The sequence below is a fragment of the Citrobacter sp. Cf087 genome (assembly GCF_030334285.1).
Taxonomy (GTDB): Bacteria; Pseudomonadota; Gammaproteobacteria; order Enterobacterales; family Enterobacteriaceae; genus Citrobacter; species Citrobacter freundii.
In genome coordinates this window covers 1-18,852 of the sequence record NZ_JAOWED010000017.1, presented here as the reverse complement: position 1 = coordinate 18,852, position 18,852 = coordinate 1, and the positions used below count along the sequence as shown (strand labels likewise).

The window sequence follows — 18,852 nt, the reverse complement described above, 5'->3', positions numbered from 1 at the left end:
CAACAAATAGTCCTCGAAAGAGGAAGAGGTGGTAACAATGCAAACAACAACAGCTTTACGTCTTTATGGTAAACGCGATCTGCGCCTGGAAACTTTCGACCTTCCTGAAATGCGGGATGACGAAATTCTGGCCTCAGTCGTAACCGACAGCCTGTGCCTTTCTTCCTGGAAAGAGGCTAACCAGGGCGAGAACCACAAAAAGGTGCCGGACGATGTGGCCACCAACCCGATCATCATTGGTCATGAGTTTTGCGGCGACATTATTGCCGTAGGCAAAAAATGGCAGCATAAGTTTCAGCCCGGCCAGCGCTATGTCATTCAGGCTAACCTGCAACTGCCGGATCGCCCGGACTGTCCCGGCTACTCCTTCCCGTGGGTGGGCGGTGAAGCCACGCACGTCATCATTCCTGATGAAGTCATGGAGCAGGACTGCCTGTTGGCCTACGAAGGTGAAACCTATTTTGAAGGTTCGCTGGTTGAGCCGCTATCCTGCGTGATTGGCGCATTCAACGCCAACTATCACCTGCAGGAAGGCTCTTATAACCATAAGATGGGCATTCGTCCGCAGGGACATACACTGATACTCGGCGGCACCGGTCCGATGGGACTACTGGCGATCGACTATGCACTGCATGGCCCGGTTAACCCGGCGCTGCTGGTGGTAACCGACACCAATAACGACAAGTTGAGCTACGCCCGCAAGCACTATCCATCAGAACCACAAACGTTGATCCATTATCTCCACGCCCAGGATGCGAGTTATGACACCTTGATGGCGCTGAGCGGCGGGCACGGGTTTGATGACATCTTTGTGTTTGTGCCCAACGAACAGCTGGTTACGCTGGCCTCTTCCCTGCTGGCTGCCGATGGTTGCATGAACTTCTTTGCTGGTCCGCAGGATAAGCAGTTTAGCGCGCCGATTAACTTCTACGACGTACACTACGCCTTCACCCATTATGTTGGGACGTCTGGCGGCAATACCGACGACATGCGCGCGGCGGTAAAACTGATCGAAGAGAAGAAAGTTCAGGCGGCAAAAGTGGTGACGCACATTCTGGGGTTAAATGCGGCAGGTGAAACCACGCTGGAACTGCCAAAAATCGGCGGCGGGAAAAAACTGGTTTATACCGGCAAAGCCTTACCATTAACCGCGCTCACGCAGATTGATGATCCAGCGTTGCGCGATATCCTGGAGCGTCATCAGGGGGTCTGGTCGCAGGAAGCCGAACAGTACATATTGTCTCACGCCGAGGAAATTTAACATGATTAACCGCGACACCCAGTTGTGCATGTCGCTTGCCGGTCGCCCCGGCAACTTTGGCACTCGCTTTCACAACTATCTGTATGAAAAATTAGGGTTAAATTTTATCTACAAAGCCTTTACCACGCAGGATATTGAGGCCGCAGTGAAAGGCGTTCGCGCGCTGGGTATCCGCGGTTGCGCGGTATCAATGCCGTTTAAAGAGAGCTGCATGCCGTTTCTGGATGCCATCGATCCTTCCGCAAGCGTCATTGATTCCGTCAACACCATCGTCAATGACAACGGTACGCTGACAGGATTTAACACCGACTATATTGCGGTAAAAAGTCTGATTGCCAGCCACCAGCTCAATAGCAGCGCACGCGTCATGATTCGCGGCAGCGGCGGCATGGGCAAAGCGGTGATTGCCGCCTTTCGCGATGCGGGGTTTACGGATGTAATCATTGCCGCACGTAATCGAGAGAGCGGCACTACGCTGGCAAAACAGTACGGTTTCCAGTGGCAGCCGCAGCCGGATGGAATTGCCTGCGATATTCTGGTCAACGTGACGCCCGTCGGCATGGCGGGTGGTAAAGAAAGCCATGAGCTGGCCTACAGCGAAGCGATGGTCGCTGCCGCCAGCGTAGTGTTTGACGTCGTCGCCCTACCGCCGGAAACACCGGTGATTAAGCTGGCACAGCAGTTGGGTAAAAAGACCATCAGCGGTGCTGAGGTGATTGCCTTACAGGCCGTAGAGCAGTTCGCCATGTATACCGGCATGCGCCCGGATGACGCGCTGATTGCCGAAGCCGCAGAATTTGCGCAGGCGGGGTAAAGAAGCAGGAACAGAGCGCCAGGGATGGGCGCTCTAATAGCCATTAATCAGAAAATCAATCGCATCTCGAAGTTCAGCCCTGTTTGCGGTCAGGTCTCCCACACAGTTACCCATATTCTTCACAGGTATGCCTGTCATCATATGCGTCATCACCACATAAGCTTGCCCACCAATGCTAACAACCGGGCAAATTTTAGCTGGAGGTACTTCGCTGGGGAACTGGCTTAGCGCGATAACGGGGGCAACCAGTACATGTTGCAAAACAGCGGCCACCGGGTGCTGTAAGCTAATTAAAAACGGATAAACGCTTTTTCCACTGCCAGTGTTCTCATAAGCGCAATACTGCTCCATCAGAATGTCCTTTGAAAATCACTGAACGAACCGTTTTCTTCCACCCATTGATTTAATGCTTCTATCGATTTTTTATTATCCCGCAACCATTCTTCGCGTTTGTTCTCGCGAAATTTTTCGATCAGGGCTTCGGTTAAAACCGCTGACAGATTGATTTTAAGCTTGCGCGCCTCTTCCAGTATCTCTGGAGCCAGAGAGACATTGACTGATTTTTTTACCTTCGACACAGTGCGCATGATAACCCCCATAGCAGTGCGCATGACATGCCTAAGATTAGCGTAATAAGCGAGCATTTCCTATTCCCCGACCAGCAAATCATCATGTCACACTAAGGTGGTTGCACAGGCCTGTCACGCCCCGAAGAAGATGTCTGCGAGGCGCTTTCCAGATTAGTTTAGGGAGTCGCTGACAAACAGCTGCTGGTCAGCTTTCGCTTCCAACTGCGCCAGCGCGGGAATCAACTGGCTGATATTTACCAGACAGTATCCTAACTGGCATATGCTCTCATAGGCAAAATGTTCCTGACCTTCACCCGCCATGGTCAGCAGGCTTTCGCCCATAAAATTCAGCGTCTGGTACAACCCTGCCAGCGCCTCTTCACAGCCAAACGATAGCGCCAGATTTTCTTCGGTGGTGAGATGGCGACAATCAAGATGGCGGAACGCCTCGGCGAGTGGAAAATAAAGCAGGTCAGCTTGCGGTATGAGAGAAGAAGACGCAAAACAGGCGTTAGTGGTACTATTAGCATCAGCCATAGCATTACCTCGTATAATGTTGTGGTTAGAAGCTCGGTATGTGTTCGCGCACTGCCGGGCTTCGTTGTTTCTGTAAGACAATTGACTTACACTTGTCTTACGATCATCAATGTAAATCAGGTGTCAGACACATGTCAACGGTAGAATTCAAAAAGAAAGGTAACAAACAAATCGCGTTACGTGTCGAGCCGGAACTGGAAGCAGGGATCCAGAAAGCGCTTTCAATGGATGGTGACGCGTCAATATCCGCATGGATTAAGCGAATTATTAGGAAAGAACTGAAGCAGAAAGGGATTGAAGTATAGAAGTTGGTATTTCTGGCTTGTAAGAGTAGTGTGTCATCACACATCTCGTATAATCAAGGTGCCAACACACATGAACGAAAGAAGAGGCAATCCCCCGTTTCAATTCCGTCTGGATCCGGAACTGCGCAAAGCGATGGAAGAAGCACAGCGGCAGGATGGCGATGAATCGTTGGCAGCCTGGATTAAACGTGTGATTAGAAAAGAGCTGAAGCAGAAAGGGATCGAAGTCTAGCGATCAGAATGATGTATCGTTTTCTGAAGAACAACTCTACCGCTCGTTTAGTGAGAAAGGAAACCCGACGCTGAAAACCACGCTGGCAGTGATGAAGGCGCTCGGTATTGGATTGACGGTTAAGATTTAAAGTTGGATATCAGCCAAATTTCACTTTCAGCTTTCCTGACATATTGCCCTCTTCCCCGACAACAATCTCTACATCACGGCCCAGTCTCACCAGGCATTCGAGCATCTTTGCTTCACTGATACCACGAAACTGACCACGTAGCAGGTTGGAAAGTTTAGGCTGCGTCATTCCCAGTAGCTGCGCAGCCTGCTGCTGCGTTAACCCTTTGCGTTGCAAAATCTCACCAATCACCATTGCCAGTTGCGCTTTCAACTGCATCTGTTCTGCGTCATACGCGCCTAAATCGGCGTAAACATTACCGCTACTGGCTTCCACTTCATGTGACATATCCACTCTCCTGCGCATGGCGCTGTGCAGCCTTGAGCCGCTGATAAATCAGGTCAATTTCAGGTTTCGGGGTTGCCTTCCCGGAAACGGACTTCTTCTGAAAAACATGGAGAACATAAACCGCATTTTTCAACTGGATGGTGTAAACCGCTCGCCAGGCGTTGCCGTGATGATCCTCAACGACTTCCAGAACCCCCGCGCCACCAAATCCTTTTAATGATTTAGTCTGCGAATGCTGTTTACCCTGCTGCGCAAGCCAAAGAGCAAACCCAAACGTATCCCGAACATGTTCCGGCATCCCCTGCAGATCTTTCCTGGCGTGTCCAACCCAGTATAGTGGTTTCGTCATCCCGACCCCTTAATTATATCCATATAGGTATAAAACACCATCATCCGCCAGAAGAATAAATCAACAATCTCGCTTTCAGCCAAAATAAAACGCCGGTCTGCGAGGCACTTTCCAGACCCCCCCTTCCAACATCGTGAGCCATATCAGGAAGGCGTTAGATTGATAGTGGTAGCATTAGCGCGGTTTGTAATTTTCTGATTACATGGAGAAATGATGGAACTGCTTTTATTGAGTAACTCGACGCTGCCGGGCAAAGGCTGGATGGAACATGCGCTGCCGCTGATCGCAGAGCAACTGAATGGTCGCCGTACGGCGGTGTTTATTCCGTTCGCCGGCGTGACGCAAACCTGGGATGAGTACACGGCGAAAACGGCAGCCATCTTTGCGCCAATGGGCGTTAACGTTACCGGTATTCATACCGTTGCCGATCCAATTGCAGCCATTGAAAACGCCGAGCTGGTGATTGTCGGCGGCGGGAATACCTTCCAGTTGCTGAAAGAGAGTCGTGAGCGCGGACTGCTGGCGCCGATCGTGGATGTCGTCAAACGCGGCGCGCTGTACATCGGCTGGAGCGCGGGTTCCAACCTTGCCTGCCAGACCATCCGCACCACCAACGACATGCCGATTGTCGATCCCAAAGGTTTTGATGCGCTGGGTCTGTTCCCGCTGCAGATTAACCCACATTTCACCAACGCGCTGCCGGAAGGCCACAAAGGCGAAACGCGTGAACAGCGTATCCGCGAACTGCTGGTTGTGGCACCGGAGCTGACGGTGATTGGCTTGCCGGAAGGTAACTGGATCAAGGTGAGTAACGGTAAGTCCGTGCTCGGCGGCCCGAACACCACGTACATCTTTAAAGCGGGTGAAGAGGCGGTTGCTGTTGAAGCAGGCCACTGCTTTTAGTTGATTTGTTGTCTGATGCCGGATGGCGGCATAAATGCCTTATCCGGCCTACCGCTTCACCTCACTCAATAATCATCCCGCTCATCGTCTTCATCCGGCTGTTCCAGCACGCTGTAGGCCACGGAGCAAAACAGCGAGTTCAGACGCTGCATGTCGCCCAACAGTGCCAGGTGCAAGGAGCTGGTTTCAATGCTCTGCACGTTCTGCTGATGCAGTCGGTCAACGTGCGCATGCGAATAACGACGGTTAAGAATACGAAAACGGTGCTTGCTGCGGCGCAGACGGCGGGCGCTGGTCACATCGCCTGAGAAGAACACCGACATCGCCAGTTGCAGATTGCTGAGCAACTGATCGTAAAGCGCATCCAGCTCTTTCAGCCCTTCTACCGAGAATGCCCGACGGGCGGCCAGCGACTTATCGGCAATCTCGCTGCCCATACGTTCAACGATATCGGAAGCCTGTTCGAGGTTGAGCGACATTTCGATAATCTCCGCCCAACGGCGTGATTCCTCTTCCGCCAGTTCATCCTTTGGCATCCGCGCCAGATAGAGCTTAATCGCTGTGTACAACACGTTGATGTCATCCGCCATCCTGCGCAACTCTTTCTCTTCGCGCGGCTCGCCGTGCATCACCTTCTTCAACCCGTCCATCATCTGCTCCATCGCGTCGCCGATACGCAGCGCTTCGCGGGCGGCATTAGCCAGAGCGAGCGTCGGCGTATCCAGCGCACTGACGTCCAGATGTTTGGGCTTCAGATGCGCATCCAGCTCCGGCTCATCGCGGATGATGCGCTTACAAAAACGCGCCATCGGTTCGGCGAACGGCACCATTGCCACGCAGCGCACCAGGTTGTAGAAGACGTGGAAGTAGATAACCAGTTCAGATTTCGGCAGCGGCAGTTCATCCATCAGATTGGCCAGCGGATGAACAAACGGCAGGATAATCAGGCTGCCCACCAGCTTAAACAGCAGGCTACCGAGCGCCACACGACGAGCGGCGGCATTCGCAGCACTGTTGTTGAGCATCGCCAACAGACCAGAGCCGAGGTTGGCGCCAATCACCAGACACAACGCTACCGGGAACGAGATAATGCCCGCCGCGGTCAGCGTTGCCGTCAACAGTACCGCCGCCAGGCTGGAGTAACTGATAATCGCAAACATGGCGCCAATCAGCGCATCGAGCATGATATCGCCGGTGAGCGAGGCGAAAATAACCTGTACGCCATTAGCCTGAGTGATCGGCGTTACTGCCTGCACAATCAGCTCCAGCGCCAGTAAAATCAACCCCAGACCAATACCAACCCGCCCCAGTTGCCCCACGCGGGACTGCTTACGGCCGAGAAAGAAGATCACGCCGATAAAAATTAGCAGTGGCGACAGCCAGGAGAGATCGAAGGTCAGGATACGCGCCATCAGCGCGGTCCCCACGTCGGCACCAAGCACAATCACCAGCGCAGGAGTCAGCGCCACGAGATCTTGTGCAACAAACGAGGTCACCAGCATGGTGGTGGCGTTGCTACTTTGCACCAGCGCCGTCACGCCGATACCCGCACAAAAGGCGAGCGGCTTCTTTTCAACGCTACGGCTGAGCACGGTGCGTAAACGCGCGCCAAAGACGCGCATCACGCCGGTACGCACAATATGCGTACCCCAAACCAGCATCGCGACGGCAGAAAGCAGGTGTAACAGAGTTAACACGGAATCAGGTACTCCTTATCGTTATATGTTCCTGGGCTCGGCGCAGATAGCGTGCCTGATGGCGCTGCGCTTATCATGCCTACAGAATGTCCCTTGTAGGCCGGATAAGACGTTTACGCCGCCATCCGGCAAACAGCGCTCGCGAACCTTCTTTCAGTATAAGGGTTTAAACGTAATAAAGAGACAGGGCACTCATTGAGCGCCCTGTTTGTTGTAAAGAAAGATGACAGTTTTGTGAATCAGTCGGCGTCGTAGCCGAGGTTCGGCGCTAACCAGCGCTCCACTTCTGCCACGCTCATCCCTTTACGGAAGGCATAATCTTCAACCTGATCGCGCTGGATTTGCGCCACAGCGTAGTACTTGCTGTCCGGATGACTGAAATACCAGCCGGAAACCGACGCACCTGGCCACATGGCGAAGGATTCGGTGAGCTTCATCCCGGTATGCGCCTCCACGTCCAGCAGTTCCCAAATGGTGGCTTTTTCGGTGTGTTCCGGACACGCCGGATAGCCCGGTGCCGGGCGAATCCCCTGGTAGTTTTCGCGGATCAGCTCCTCGTTACTGAGATTCTCATTCGCCGCATAGCCCCAGTAGACTTTACGTACGCGCTCATGCAGATATTCTGCGAACGCTTCCGCCAGACGGTCAGCGATCGCTTTCACCATGATCTTGTTGTAGTCGTCATGCTGGGCTTCGAAGGCGTCCGCCAGCGCATCTTCTTCCAGACCACCAGTGACCGCAAAAGCACCGATGTAATCCGCTTTACCGCTCAGTTTCGGCGCAACAAAGTCAGACAAGCAGTAGTTGGCGAAACCGACTTTTTCCGTCTGCTGGCGCAGGTGATGACTCACGTTGATGACGTGCGTACGCGTCTCGTCACGGTAAATCTCGATGTCGTCACCCACGCGGTTGGCCGGGAATAAACCCACCACACCACGCGGATTCAGCGTCTTCTCAGCGCTGAGTTTATCCAGCATGTCGTTGGCATCTTTGAACAGGCGCTTCGCCTCTTCGCCCACTACTTCATCTTCGAGGATGCGAGGATATTTCCCGGCCAACGACCAGGTCATAAAGAACGGCGTCCAGTCGATGTAGTTGCGCAGGGTTTCGATACTGGCTTCCACTTCCTGTACGCCCAGACGGTGCGCCACCGGCGGGGTGTAGTTTTCCCAGTCAAAGGCCAGATCGTTGTCGCGGGCAGCCTGTAACGTTACGGGCGGAGTACGCGGTTTCTTACGCGCATGCTGGATACGCACGGTTTCATACTCTTTACGCGTACGGGCGACAAAGTCATCACGCTGGGTGTCAGAGAGCAGCGCAGCGACGACGCCAACGGTACGCGAGGCGTTCTGCACGTACACCGTCGGGCCGCTGTAGTTCTGCTCAATTTTCACCGCGGTGTGCGCTTTCGAGGTGGTCGCGCCGCCAATCAGCAGCGGAATAGTGAAGCCCTGACGCTCCATCTCTTTCGCCACGTTGACCATTTCGTCCAGCGATGGGGTAATCAGCCCGGAAAGGCCAATCAGATCGGCATTCACTTCACGCGCCGTTCTGAGGATTTTCTCCGCGGGTACCATCACGCCAAGATCGACGATTTCGTAGTTGTTACATTGCAGTACCACGCCGACGATATTTTTACCGATATCGTGCACATCGCCCTTCACGGTTGCGATGACCATTTTGCCGTTGCTGGAACCTTTCTCTTTGCTGGCCTCAATGTACGGTTCAAGGTAGGCCACCGCCTGCTTCATCACGCGAGCGGATTTCACCACCTGCGGCAGGAACATTTTGCCCTCACCGAACAGGTCGCCAACCACGTTCATGCCGTCCATCAGCGGCCCTTCAATAACCTCGATCGGGCGCGCGGCCTGCTGGCGAGCTTCTTCGGTATCCAGCTCAATAAACTCGGTTATGCCTTTCACCAGCGAGTATTCGAGGCGCTTTTTCACATCCCAACTGCGCCACTCCGCCATCTGGGCATTCGCTGTGTCGTCGGTTTTACTGCCGCGATACTTCTCAGCAAGCTCCAGCAGTCGTTCGGTGCCATCGTCACGGCGGTTGAGGATCACGTCCTCAACTGCATCGCGCAGCTCGGCGGGCAGGTCGTCGTAAATTGCCAGTTGTCCGGCGTTGACGATCCCCATGTCCATACCGTTGCGAATGGCGTAGTAGAGGAATACTGCGTGAATGGCTTCACGTACTGGGTCGTTGCCACGGAACGAGAATGAAACGTTAGAAACGCCGCCGGAGATCAGCGCGTGCGGCAGTTCGCGTTTGATGTCTTCACAGGCCCCGATAAAGTCCTGCGCGTAGTTGTTGTGTTCATCAATCCCGGTCGCCACCGCAAAGATGTTCGGGTCAAAGATAATATCTTCTGGCGGGAAGCCAACCTCTTCGGTAAGAATCTTGTACGCCCGACGGCAGATCTCAATTTTGCGCGCGCGAGTGTCGGCCTGGCCCTGCTCGTCAAAGGCCATCACCACCACTGCAGCACCGTAGCGACGCAGCAGTTTCGCGTGATGGATAAAGGTCTCAACCCCCTCTTTCATCGAGATGGAGTTAACGATGCCTTTACCCTGAATGCACTTCAGCCCTTTTTCGATTACTTCCCATTTCGAGGAGTCGATCATAATCGGCACGCGGGCGATATCCGGTTCACCGGCAATCAGGTTGAGGAAACGAACCATCGCCGCTTCGGCGTCGAGCATCCCCTCATCCATGTTGATATCGATGATCTGCGCGCCGCTTTCTACCTGCTGGCGGGCGACGTCCAGCGCCTCGCTGTATTTCTCTTCTTTGATCAGGCGCTTAAACTTCGCCGAACCGGTAACGTTGGTACGCTCGCCGACGTTCACAAACAGGCTGTCGTCGCCGATGTTCAGCGGCTCAAGGCCAGACAGACGGCAGGCAACCGGGATTTTCGGCAGGCGGCGTGGCGGCAGTCCGTCCACCGCGCGGCTCATGGCAGCGATGTGTTCCGGCGTGGTGCCACAGCAGCCGCCAACAATATTCAGGAAGCCCGCCTCGGCCCATTCGCGGATTTGCGCCGCCATGGTGTCGGCATCGAGATCGTACTCACCAAAGGCGTTCGGCAGCCCGGCGTTCGGGTGTGCGGTAACGTAGCATTCGGCAATACGCGACAGTTCCTGCACGTACTGGCGCAGCTCGTCCGGACCTAAGGCGCAGTTCAGACCAAAAGTCAGCGCATCGGCGTGGCGCAGGGAGTTGTAGAATGCTTCAGTGGTCTGGCCGGAGAGCGTACGCCCGGAAGCGTCGGTGATGGTGCCGGAGAGCATAATTGGCAGCTCAACGCCCAGCGCTTCGAATTCAGTTTTAACCGCGAAAATAGCGGCTTTGGCGTTGAGGGTATCGAAAACGGTTTCAATCAGGATTAGGTCGCTACCACCTTCCACCAGCGCTTTGGTGGATTCGCGGTAGGCAGCCACCAGCTGATCAAAGGTAATATTGCGGTAAGCCGGGTCGTTGACGTCGGGCGAGATAGACGCCGTACGGTTGGTTGGGCCAAGCACGCCCGCGACGTAGCGCGGTTTGTCTGGCGTGCGCGCCGTCCATTCATCTGCCGCCGCGCGCGCCAGTTTGGCTGCAGCAAAGTTGATTTCCGCCGACAGGGATTCCATCTGGTAATCCGCCATGGCGATAGTCGTGGAGTTAAAGGTGTTGGTTTCGATGATATCCGCGCCCGCCTCAAAGTAGGCGTTATGGATCGCGGCAATCACCTCCGGCTTGCTGAGCACCAGCAGGTCGTTGTTGCCCTTCAGGTCGCAGGGCCAGCCGGCGAAGCGCTCGCCGCGGAAATCCTCTTCGCTCAGACGATATCCCTGGATCATGGTGCCCATCCCACCGTCCAGCACCAGAATACGTTCATTTAACTGCTGACGTAATTGTTCTACTTTGCTGCTCACACTCGCTCCCGACAACGCTCAACCAGACCGAAAAAAACTCAACAGGCCATACTGGCACAAACCTGAGAGGCGGAAAAGAGAACAACGGCCAACATGAGACATGTTCAGCTTCACTCATCCGATCAGTACAGGAATTCTTGCATTATAATTGAATAAAACGAAAATGATTTCCACGATACAGAAAAGGAGTCTGCCATGGTTGCCCCCGTTCCCGCGAAACGCGGTAGAAAACCCGCCGCTACTACTGCGCCCGCAACCGGGCAGGTTCAGTCCCTGACGCGCGGCCTGAAGCTACTGGAGTGGATTGCGGAATCCAACGGCAGCGTGGCGCTGACCGAGCTGGCGCAGCAGGCCGGCCTGCCAAACTCCACGACTCACCGATTATTGACCACCATGCAGCAGCAGGGATTTGTTCGTCAGGTCGGTGAATTAGGGCACTGGGCCGTGGGCGCACATGCGTTTATCGTCGGCAGCAGCTTTTTGCAAAGCCGTAATCTGCTGGCGATTGTCCACCCAATCCTGCGTAAACTAATGGAAGACTCCGGTGAGACGGTCAACCTCGCCGTGCTGGATCAAAGCGATCATCAGGCCATTATTATCGACCAGGTGCAGTGCACCCAACTGATGCGCATGTCCGCGCCTATCGGCGGCAAACTGCCGATGCATGCTTCCGGCGCGGGTAAGGCGTTTTTATCCCAACTGAGCGAAGAACAGGTGACAGGGCTGCTGCACCGCAAAGGACTACACGCTTATACCCACGCCACGCTGGTGTCGCCAGTGCATCTGAAAGAGGATTTGGCTCAGACGCGCAAGCGCGGCTATTCCTTTGATGATGAGGAACATGCGCTGGGCCTGCGCTGCGTGGCGTCGTGCATTTATGACGAGCACCGCGAGCCGTTCGCCGCGATTTCCATTTCCGGGCCAATCTCACGCATTACCGATGACCGTGTGACCGAGTTTGGCGCAATGGCAATCAAAGCAGCGAAAGAAGTGACGCTGGCGTACGGCGGATTTCGCTAAGATGGGGTTGCCGGGTGGCGGTTACGCCTTACCCGGCCTACGGTCGGTTTCATAACGCACGCTGAAACGCTGTTTGCGTCGGTAGGCGTAAACATCTTCCACATGCCCGTTTTTAATCCGCGTTTGCAAACCCCGCCAGTAGTCGGCGCTGAACAAGTCAGCGTGCATCTCTTCAAATAGCGGCCCGATACGCGGGTCGGCACATAGCCAGTGGCGAAACTCTTCCGGGAAGACATCTCCAGGCGATACGCTGTACCACGGCTCAGCGCTCATCTCATCTTCCGGGTAGCGTGGCGGCGGGATATGACGGAAATTAACCTCCGTCATGTAGCAGATTTCATCGTAGTCGTAGAACACCACGCGCCCGTGACGGGTGACGCCGAAGTTCTTAAACAGCATATCGCCGGGGAAAATATTGGCGGCGGCCAGCTGACGAATCGCGTTGCCGTACTCTTCAATGGCATCGCGCAGTTGTTGACCTTCGACTTGCTCCAGCCAGATATTCAGCGGCACCATCCGTCGTTCGATATACAGATGGCGAATGACAATCTGATCGCCAAGATCGGTAATTTTTTCCGGGGCTTCCTGCAATAACAGCGCCATCAGCGCCGGATCGATTTGCCGTTTATCCAGCACAAAATTCTCGAACTCCTGGGTGTCAGCCATCCGCCCCACACGATCGTGCTCTTTGACCAGTTGATAACAGGCGCGGACGTGGGCGGCAGACATCTCTTTTTGCGGCGCAAATTTGTCTTTGATGATTTTAAACACCCGGTCAAAGCCCGGCAGGGTAAACACCAGCATCACCATACCGCGGATCCCCGGTGCTTCAATAAACTGCTCATCACAGTTGGCCAGGTAGAGCAGATACTCCCGATAACTTTCCGTTTTTGCATGCTTCTGACAGCCAATCGCCATATACAATTCAGCGGTGGTTTTACCGGGCAGGATCTCGCGCAACCACTCCACCAGTGCCGCGGGCAGCGGGGCATACACCATGAAGTAGGAGCGAGCGAAGCCAAACACAATGCTCGCCTCCGCCGTCGTGGTCAGACAGGTATCGACAAACAATTCGCCTTCGTCTGTCCGGTGGATTGGCAGTAAAAACGGCAGCGTCCCGGAAGGGGTAATCAGCTTCCCGACCAGCCAGGCGGCCTTGTTACGATAAAACAGTTCATTCGCCACCTGTAAATGGCAGCCTGGCAACACATCCGCTCCCAGGGTTTCGGTCAGGTGTTCGATGATGTAGTGGATATCACGATGTTTATTCTGCCATGGAAGACGTAGGGGAAGATCGCTAAGGACGCGAGTTAGCAGCCACTCCCAGCCGGTATCAGGAAAAAAGTCTTTCGCCAACGGGCGTGGGATCGTGCGGAAACGACGCTCTGGCTGAGAACTGAAAATAAACAGCCGCTCGGGAGTCAGCGAGCGGTGGTCAAATAACCGACAGTAAACGGAGTTAAAAAAGCTCTCCGCAATCTCGAAGCGCGGGTAATCCGGCAGTAGCCGGGTGTAATGCTCTTTCACGCGAAGTAAAAAATCCGCGTCGGTACTTTTGCCGTCTGTAATGCAGCGCAACTGCTCCACCACCAGACCTACGTGATGATCGTAAAGGTGAATACGGCTTTTCATCGCCTGCTGAACCGCATGCCAGTCGGCATGTTCAAAACGCTGCTGCGCGCCGGAGGTGACTTCCAGAAAACGCCCGTACTGGGCGTCGAAACCTTGCAAAATCGTCTGAGCAATCAGTAATTCCAGGCCACGCGTCATCGACTTCTCCCATTCGGCACAACGTCATGCCGGATGGCGCGTTCGCTAATCCGGCCTACATCCCTTCGTAGGCCCGGTAAGCACAGCGCCACCGGGCATTAATCAAAACTGCGATTCTTCGGTCGAGCCGGTCAGCGCGGTCACCGAGGAAGCGCCGCCCTGAATGATAGTAGTGACTTTGTCGAAGTAGCCTGTACCCACTTCCTGCTGATGGGACACGAAGGTGTAACCGTCTTTAGCCGCCGCAAATTCTGGCTGCTGAACCTTCTCAACATAGTGGCGCATGCCTTCACCCTGCGCATAGGAGTGTGCGAGGTCGAACATGTTGAACCACATGCTGTGGATGCCCGCCAGGGTAATGAACTGGTATTTGTAACCCATATCCGACAGTTGCTGCTGGAAGCTGGCAATGGTTTTGTCATCCAGGTTTTTCTGCCAGTTAAATGACGGCGAACAGTTGTAGGCCAGCAGTTTGCCGGGGAATTTCGCGTGAATCGCATCGGCAAAGCGCTTCGCCAGTTCGAGATCCGGCGTGGAGGTTTCACACCACACCAGATCCGCATAAGGTGCATAGGCCAGACCACGGCTGATCGCCTGCTCAATGCCCGCATGCGTACGATAGAACCCTTCGCTGGTACGTTCGCCGGTGATGAACTCGCTGTCGTATGGGTCGCAGTCAGACGTTATCAGATCGGCTGCGTCAGCATCAGTACGCGCAATAACCAGCGTCGGAACACCCATGACGTCGGCTGCCAGACGGGCGGCCACCAGTTTCTGGATAGCTTCCTGAGTCGGCACCAGAACTTTGCCGCCCATGTGACCACATTTTTTTACCGATGCGAGCTGATCTTCGAAGTGAACGGCCGCTGCACCAGCCTCAATCATCGATTTCATCAGTTCAAACGCGTTCAGGACGCCGCCAAAACCCGCTTCGGCATCGGCGACGATCGGCAGGAAGTAATCCACATAGCGCGGATCGTTCGGCTCAATACCGGTTGACCATTGGATCTGATCGGCGCGACGGAATGTGTTGTTGATCCGATCCACCACTGCCGGGACGGAGTTCGCCGGATACAGCGATTGGTCCGGGTACATGCTAGATGCCAGGTTGGCATCTGCCGCCACCTGCCAGCCTGAAAGGTAGACCGCTTCAATACCGGCTTTCGCCTGCTGCAGCGCCTGACCGCCAGTCAGCGCGCCGAGGCTGTTGATATAACCTTTCTTCGATTCGCCGTGCAGCAGACGCCACATTTTCGCCGCGCCAAGCTGAGCCAGCGTGCATTCCGGGTTGACCGAGCCACGTAATTTCACCACTTCCTCCGCGCTATATGGACGGGTGATGCCTTCCCAGCGCGGTTGAGTCCATTCTTTCTGTAATTCTTCGATTTGTTGAGTACGGGTTTTCATGTGCAGATGCTCCATATTGTTATGTGGTGGATTACGCCAGCAGGCGGTAGCCTGGCAGGGTCAAGAAATCGATCAATTCATCAGAGGTAGTGATTTGCTCCATCAGGCGCGCGGCATCGTCAAAACGCCCGCTGCTGTAGCGGTGTTCGCCCAGCTCGTCCTGAATCACCAGCATCTCTTCGGCCAGCATCTGACGGAACAGCGGTTTGGTAACCGGCTTGCCGTTGCTGAGCGTCTTCTGGTGATGGATCCATTGCCAGATGGAGGTACGGGAGATTTCGGCAGTGGCCGCATCTTCCATCAGACCGTAAATCGGTACGCAGCCGTTACCGGAGATCCACGCTTCGATGTACTGCACCGCAACACGAATGTTGGCGCGCATGCCTTCTTCAGTACGCTCACCTTCACAAGGCGCCAACAGTTGCTCTGCGGTAATCGGGGCATCTTCTTCACGGGTCACGAACAGCTGATTTTTGTTTTCACCGAGTACGTCGTTGAACACCGCCATAGCGGTATCTGCCAGCCCCGGATGAGCAATCCATGTGCCGTCATGACCGTTATTTGCTTCCAGCGCTTTGTCCGCTTTTACCTTGGTCAGAACCTGGTTGTTACGTTCCGCATCTTTGCTGGGAATGAAAGCTGCCATGCCGCCCATCGCGAATGCGCCACGTTTATGACAGGTTTTAATCAGCAGACGCGAATAGGCGCTGAGGAATGGCTTATCCATCGTCACCACCTGACGGTCCGGCAGCACGCGATCCGGATGGTTCTTCAGCGTTTTGATATAGCTGAAAATGTAGTCCCAGCGACCGCAGTTCAGACCGACAATATGGTCACGCAGGGCGTGCAGAATTTCGTCCATCTGGAAGACGGCCGACAGCGTTTCAATCAGCAGAGTCGCTTTGATGGTGCCGCGTGGCAGATTAAAGCGATCTTCTGCATAGCTGAACACTTCGCTCCACCATGCTGCTTCTTGCCAGGCCTGCGTTTTTGGCAGGTAGAAGTAAGGGCCGCTGCCTTTTGCCAGCAACGTTTTGTAATTGTGGAAGAAATAGAGGGCAAAATCGAACAGGCTGCCCGGGATGGATTCGCCACGCCAGGTGACGTGTTTTTCCGGCAGATGCAGACCACGAACGCGGCATACCAACAGAGCCGGATTAGGTTTGAGCTGGTAAATTTTGCCCGCTTCGTTGGTATAGCTAATGGTGCCATTGACCGCATCACGCAGGTTTATCTGCCCGTCGATAACTTTGTTCCACTCAGGAGCCAGCGAATCTTCAAAATCAGCCATAAAGACTTTGACGTTCGCGTTCAGCGCGTTGATAACCATCTTGCGCTCAACAGGCCCGGTTATCTCTACGCGGCGATCCAGTAAATCATCAGGAATTCCGCGAATTTTCCAGTCACCTTCTCGAATGGAAGCCGTTTCCGAAATAAAATCAGGCAACTTACCGTCATCAATATCCTGCTGCTGCTGGATTCGTGCAGCCAGAAGTTTATTGCGTTTTGGCGTAAATCTTGTCACCAGTTCAGTCAGAAACTCTACTGCTTCAGCGGTCAGAATTTGTTGCTCCTGTTCGCCACGCGGCCTGGTGAAGACCAGTTCATCGGTTGTCGTTGCCTGTTGATTCATTGCTTAGTTCCTCGTCATTGATCCAAACACATCCCCAATGCGAACGAAGGATCGTTGTGCGCTTTTCGTTCAGCACAACTAAGACTACTCATTTAAATTTCAAAATCAAAAACAATTTCCATTTTTAATTTAATTATCAATTAACCTATTGATAACAATATAAATAAAATTTAATTACACGGTGAGGTGCGTTTCGGAAATAAAAAAGGCACCCGAAGGTGCCTGATTCAATATGCTGAAACGCTTAAGGATCGTCTGCTACAGAAGATTAATCCAGCGTTGGATTCATGTGACGCAGATCATATGGCGTGATCTGGTAGACGTAATAGTTGAGCCAGTTGGTAAACAACAGATTACCGTGGCTACGCCAGGTTGCCCGCGGTTTGTTTTGCGGGTCATCTTTCGGGAAGTAGTTATAGGGCACTTCCGGCGTTAGGCCCGCTTCGACGTCACGAAAATACTCACTGCCGAGCGTATGGGCATCATATTCCGGATGGCCCGTCACAAAGGCAATTCGTTTATCTTTGCTGGCAAACAGGTAGGCATCTCCCTCTTCGGTTTCAGCAAAAATCTCGAGATCGGTGTAGTCGCGAATAAGCGCAGCAGGAAAATCGGCATAGCGCGAATGCGGAGCCAGGAACGCATCATCGAATCCACGCGTCAGCAGCGCATGAGGATGCAGAATATGGTGCTCATAGACGCCTGAGAGTTTGTCCGTACGGGTTTGCTTAGGAATTCCGTACAGGATATTCAGCGCGGCCTGCACCGCCCAACAAACAAATAGCGTTGAGGTAACGTGATCTTTCGCCCATTCAAGCACTTGTTGAATCTGCGGCCAGTAAGCCACGTCATTAAATTCGACCAGACCCAACGGCGCGCCGGTCACGATCAGTCCGTCAAAGTTCTGATCGCAGATATCCTCGAAATTACAGTAAAAGTTATTCAGATGCTCCGTAGGGGTGTTACGTGACTCGCGAGCATCGATGCGCAATAGCTGAACATCTACCTGTAGCGGTGAGTTAGACAGTAAGCGCAGGAACTGGTTTTCCGTTTCAATCTTCTTGGGCATCAGGTTGAGGATGAGCACCTTCAGTGGTCGAATTTCCTGACCGGAAGCGCGGGATGTCGTCATCACAAAGACGTTTTCCTCACGCAAGAAATTGACGGCGGGTAGCTCGTCCTGCACGCGAATTGGCATAACCTGATAACCTCACTACATACGTTTAAACGTTTAGACATCCAGATAGCTGAAGATACCCAGGAATCATGCGAATGTCGAGCCTGCATCCTCAAGTTGAGAAAGTTTCACGGCCCTTGCTGTAGAATAGTGCAGTAAAGATAAAAGGAGAATGCCATGCCCTTTACCATTCGTCGTTCGCGTAAGGACGAAGGCGATAAGCTCGCTCATATCTATTTGGTGTCGTTCTGTCGATGCGACGCACCATTTCCTCTCTACGGATTATCGGATTGAGCTGGAAGAGCTGGTAAGTTCATTTTTACCAGAAGCTCCGCTATGGGTTGCAGTGACAGAACAAGATGAGCCTGTCGCCTTTATGCTTTTGACCGATCAGCATATGGATGCGTTGTTTGTCGATCCGGATGTGCGTGGTAGTGGCGTTGGTAAACTGCTGATTGAACATGCTTTATCAATGGTTTCAACGCTAACGACCAACGTTAATGAACAGAATGAGCAGGCAGTTGGATTCTATAAGAAGATGGGATTTACTGTGACGGGACGGACGGAAGTGGACGATCTCGGACGAGCGTACCCGTTACTCAACCTCGTACACGGGTAGCCGTATCCGGATAACTGCTGGCGCACATCGCATCCGGCGTTTTTTACCCCGCACACACGCAAAAAAGCCCATCCTGACGGATGGGCTTCTTCACTTTAATTGATGCCTGGCAGTTTATGGCGGGCGTCCTGCCCGCCACCCTCCGGGCCGTTGCTGCGCAACGTTCAAATCCGCTCCCG

The 18,852-nt window shown here is 53.8% G+C and carries 17 protein-coding genes and 2 pseudogenes; 8 read left to right on the top strand and 11 right to left on the bottom strand.

Annotation, left to right across the window (positions count from 1 at the left end; translation table 11 throughout):
- Positions 1-37: 37 nt before the first annotated feature.
- Both sorE and OGV57_RS00150 read left to right on the top strand, forming a co-directional pair.
- A complete protein-coding gene (gene sorE, locus OGV57_RS00155) occupies positions 38-1,261 on the top strand; it encodes an L-sorbose 1-phosphate reductase (RefSeq protein ID WP_003031639.1) in 1,224 nt (407 codons plus the stop codon).
- 1 nt (position 1,262) lies between these two features.
- Entirely contained in the window at positions 1,263-2,075 is an 813-nt protein-coding gene (locus OGV57_RS00150; RefSeq protein WP_048234164.1) for a shikimate 5-dehydrogenase, read from the top strand.
- 33 nt (positions 2,076-2,108) lie between these two features.
- Here OGV57_RS00150 and OGV57_RS00145 read toward each other — a convergent pair whose 3' ends face one another.
- The 3 genes from OGV57_RS00145 to OGV57_RS00135 all read right to left on the bottom strand — a co-directional run bounded on the left by OGV57_RS00145 (position 2,109) and on the right by OGV57_RS00135 (position 3,181).
- The gene (locus tag OGV57_RS00145) at positions 2,109-2,426 is read right to left on the bottom strand and encodes a CcdB family protein (protein WP_054527950.1); all 318 of its coding nucleotides are present in this window, start codon (positions 2,424-2,426) and stop codon (positions 2,109-2,111) included.
- Entirely contained in the window at positions 2,426-2,719 is a 294-nt protein-coding gene (locus OGV57_RS00140) for a type II toxin-antitoxin system CcdA family antitoxin (protein ID WP_003844689.1), read from the bottom strand. Before OGV57_RS00140 ends, OGV57_RS00145 begins: the two co-directional genes overlap by 1 nt.
- Before the next feature lie 96 nt (positions 2,720-2,815).
- Positions 2,816-3,181 carry a hypothetical protein gene (locus OGV57_RS00135; protein ID WP_054527949.1) on the bottom strand — a complete coding sequence of 122 codons (366 nt, stop codon included), beginning with the start codon at positions 3,179-3,181 and terminating at the stop codon, positions 2,816-2,818.
- A 131-nt stretch (positions 3,182-3,312) separates the two neighbouring features.
- Between OGV57_RS00135 and OGV57_RS00130 the strand changes: the two genes are divergently transcribed.
- The 3 genes and pseudogenes from OGV57_RS00130 to OGV57_RS23750 form a co-directional block, all read left to right on the top strand.
- Complete coding sequence (locus tag OGV57_RS00130) at positions 3,313-3,486, top strand: hypothetical protein (RefSeq protein ID WP_032938222.1); 174 nt, start codon at positions 3,313-3,315, stop codon at positions 3,484-3,486.
- A 70-nt stretch (positions 3,487-3,556) separates the two neighbouring features.
- Positions 3,557-3,718, top strand: coding sequence for a phage protein (locus OGV57_RS00125; RefSeq protein WP_003841416.1), 162 nt, complete (start codon positions 3,557-3,559; stop codon positions 3,716-3,718).
- 22 nt (positions 3,719-3,740) lie between these two features.
- Positions 3,741-3,848: pseudogene (locus OGV57_RS23750) on the top strand (helix-turn-helix domain-containing protein); the annotation flags it as partial.
- 9 nt (positions 3,849-3,857) lie between these two features.
- Here OGV57_RS23750 and OGV57_RS00120 read toward each other — a convergent pair.
- Together OGV57_RS00120 and OGV57_RS00115 are read right to left on the bottom strand one after the other, a co-directional pair.
- Entirely contained in the window at positions 3,858-4,175 is a 318-nt protein-coding gene (locus tag OGV57_RS00120) for a helix-turn-helix domain-containing protein (RefSeq protein ID WP_032938223.1), read from the bottom strand.
- Positions 4,165-4,524 carry a type II toxin-antitoxin system RelE/ParE family toxin gene (locus tag OGV57_RS00115; protein ID WP_032938228.1) on the bottom strand — a complete coding sequence of 120 codons (360 nt, stop codon included), beginning with the start codon at positions 4,522-4,524 and terminating at the stop codon, positions 4,165-4,167. The genes OGV57_RS00120 and OGV57_RS00115 overlap by 11 nt, the downstream gene beginning before the upstream one ends.
- Positions 4,525-4,737: 213 nt before the next feature.
- Here OGV57_RS00115 and pepE point away from each other — a divergent pair, with 213 nt between their 5' ends.
- The gene (gene pepE / locus OGV57_RS00110) at positions 4,738-5,427 is read left to right on the top strand and encodes a dipeptidase PepE (RefSeq protein ID WP_003841421.1); all 690 of its coding nucleotides are present in this window, start codon (positions 4,738-4,740) and stop codon (positions 5,425-5,427) included.
- A 65-nt stretch (positions 5,428-5,492) separates the two neighbouring features.
- Here the strand turns inward: pepE and OGV57_RS00105 are convergent, their stop codons facing one another.
- Both OGV57_RS00105 and metH read right to left on the bottom strand, forming a co-directional pair.
- Entirely contained in the window at positions 5,493-7,124 is a 1,632-nt protein-coding gene (locus OGV57_RS00105; protein WP_003031618.1) for a Na/Pi cotransporter family protein, read from the bottom strand.
- Between the two features lie 239 nt (positions 7,125-7,363).
- On the bottom strand, positions 7,364-11,047 hold the full coding sequence (metH, locus tag OGV57_RS00100) for a methionine synthase (protein ID WP_054527947.1): 3,684 nt from the start codon (positions 11,045-11,047) through the stop codon (positions 7,364-7,366).
- A gap of 195 nt (positions 11,048-11,242) precedes the next feature.
- Here metH and iclR point away from each other — a divergent pair, with 195 nt between their 5' ends.
- A complete protein-coding gene (gene iclR / locus OGV57_RS00095; protein WP_003844677.1) occupies positions 11,243-12,067 on the top strand; it encodes a glyoxylate bypass operon transcriptional repressor IclR in 825 nt (274 codons plus the stop codon).
- Between the two features lie 21 nt (positions 12,068-12,088).
- On the opposite strand, the gene aceK is transcribed toward iclR, so the two are convergent.
- The 4 genes from aceK to metA all read right to left on the bottom strand — a co-directional run bounded on the left by aceK (position 12,089) and on the right by metA (position 18,075).
- Entirely contained in the window at positions 12,089-13,837 is a 1,749-nt protein-coding gene (gene aceK / locus OGV57_RS00090; protein ID WP_003841427.1) for a bifunctional isocitrate dehydrogenase kinase/phosphatase, read from the bottom strand.
- A gap of 102 nt (positions 13,838-13,939) precedes the next feature.
- The gene (aceA, locus tag OGV57_RS00085; RefSeq protein WP_003031609.1) at positions 13,940-15,244 is read right to left on the bottom strand and encodes an isocitrate lyase; all 1,305 of its coding nucleotides are present in this window, start codon (positions 15,242-15,244) and stop codon (positions 13,940-13,942) included.
- 31 nt (positions 15,245-15,275) lie between these two features.
- Entirely contained in the window at positions 15,276-16,877 is a 1,602-nt protein-coding gene (aceB, locus tag OGV57_RS00080; protein WP_054527946.1) for a malate synthase A, read from the bottom strand.
- 268 nt (positions 16,878-17,145) lie between these two features.
- Positions 17,146-18,075, bottom strand: a complete 930-nt coding sequence (gene metA, locus OGV57_RS00075) for a homoserine O-acetyltransferase MetA (protein WP_003841431.1) — start codon at positions 18,073-18,075, stop codon at positions 17,146-17,148.
- A 156-nt stretch (positions 18,076-18,231) separates the two neighbouring features.
- On the opposite strand from metA, the pseudogene OGV57_RS00070 reads away from it, so the two are divergent.
- Positions 18,232-18,673, top strand: a pseudogene (locus OGV57_RS00070) (acetyltransferase).
- The last annotated feature ends 179 nt before the right edge of the window (positions 18,674-18,852 follow it).

Excerpts from the sequence above, each read along its gene's own strand:
- aceK (WP_003841427.1), bottom strand. The coding sequence starts at position 13,837 with ATGACGCGTGGCCTGGAATTACTGATTGCTCAGACGATTTTGCAAGGT.
- iclR (WP_003844677.1), top strand. The coding sequence starts at position 11,243 with ATGGTTGCCCCCGTTCCCGCGAAACGCGGTAGAAAACCCGCCGCTACT.
- OGV57_RS00120 (WP_032938223.1), bottom strand. The coding sequence starts at position 4,175 with ATGTCACATGAAGTGGAAGCCAGTAGCGGTAATGTTTACGCCGATTTA.
- OGV57_RS00115 (WP_032938228.1), bottom strand. The coding sequence starts at position 4,524 with ATGACGAAACCACTATACTGGGTTGGACACGCCAGGAAAGATCTGCAG.
- OGV57_RS00135 (WP_054527949.1), bottom strand. The coding sequence starts at position 3,181 with ATGGCTGATGCTAATAGTACCACTAACGCCTGTTTTGCGTCTTCTTCT.
- OGV57_RS00145 (WP_054527950.1), bottom strand. The coding sequence starts at position 2,426 with ATGGAGCAGTATTGCGCTTATGAGAACACTGGCAGTGGAAAAAGCGTT.
- OGV57_RS00150 (WP_048234164.1), top strand. The coding sequence starts at position 1,263 with ATGATTAACCGCGACACCCAGTTGTGCATGTCGCTTGCCGGTCGCCCC.
- OGV57_RS00125 (WP_003841416.1), top strand. The coding sequence starts at position 3,557 with ATGAACGAAAGAAGAGGCAATCCCCCGTTTCAATTCCGTCTGGATCCG.
- OGV57_RS00130 (WP_032938222.1), top strand. The coding sequence starts at position 3,313 with ATGTCAACGGTAGAATTCAAAAAGAAAGGTAACAAACAAATCGCGTTA.
- aceA (WP_003031609.1), bottom strand. The coding sequence starts at position 15,244 with ATGAAAACCCGTACTCAACAAATCGAAGAATTACAGAAAGAATGGACT.
- aceB (WP_054527946.1), bottom strand. The coding sequence starts at position 16,877 with ATGAATCAACAGGCAACGACAACCGATGAACTGGTCTTCACCAGGCCG.
- OGV57_RS00140 (WP_003844689.1), bottom strand. The coding sequence starts at position 2,719 with ATGCTCGCTTATTACGCTAATCTTAGGCATGTCATGCGCACTGCTATG.
- metA (WP_003841431.1), bottom strand. The coding sequence starts at position 18,075 with ATGCCAATTCGCGTGCAGGACGAGCTACCCGCCGTCAATTTCTTGCGT.
- pepE (WP_003841421.1), top strand. The coding sequence starts at position 4,738 with ATGGAACTGCTTTTATTGAGTAACTCGACGCTGCCGGGCAAAGGCTGG.
- sorE (WP_003031639.1), top strand. The coding sequence starts at position 38 with ATGCAAACAACAACAGCTTTACGTCTTTATGGTAAACGCGATCTGCGC.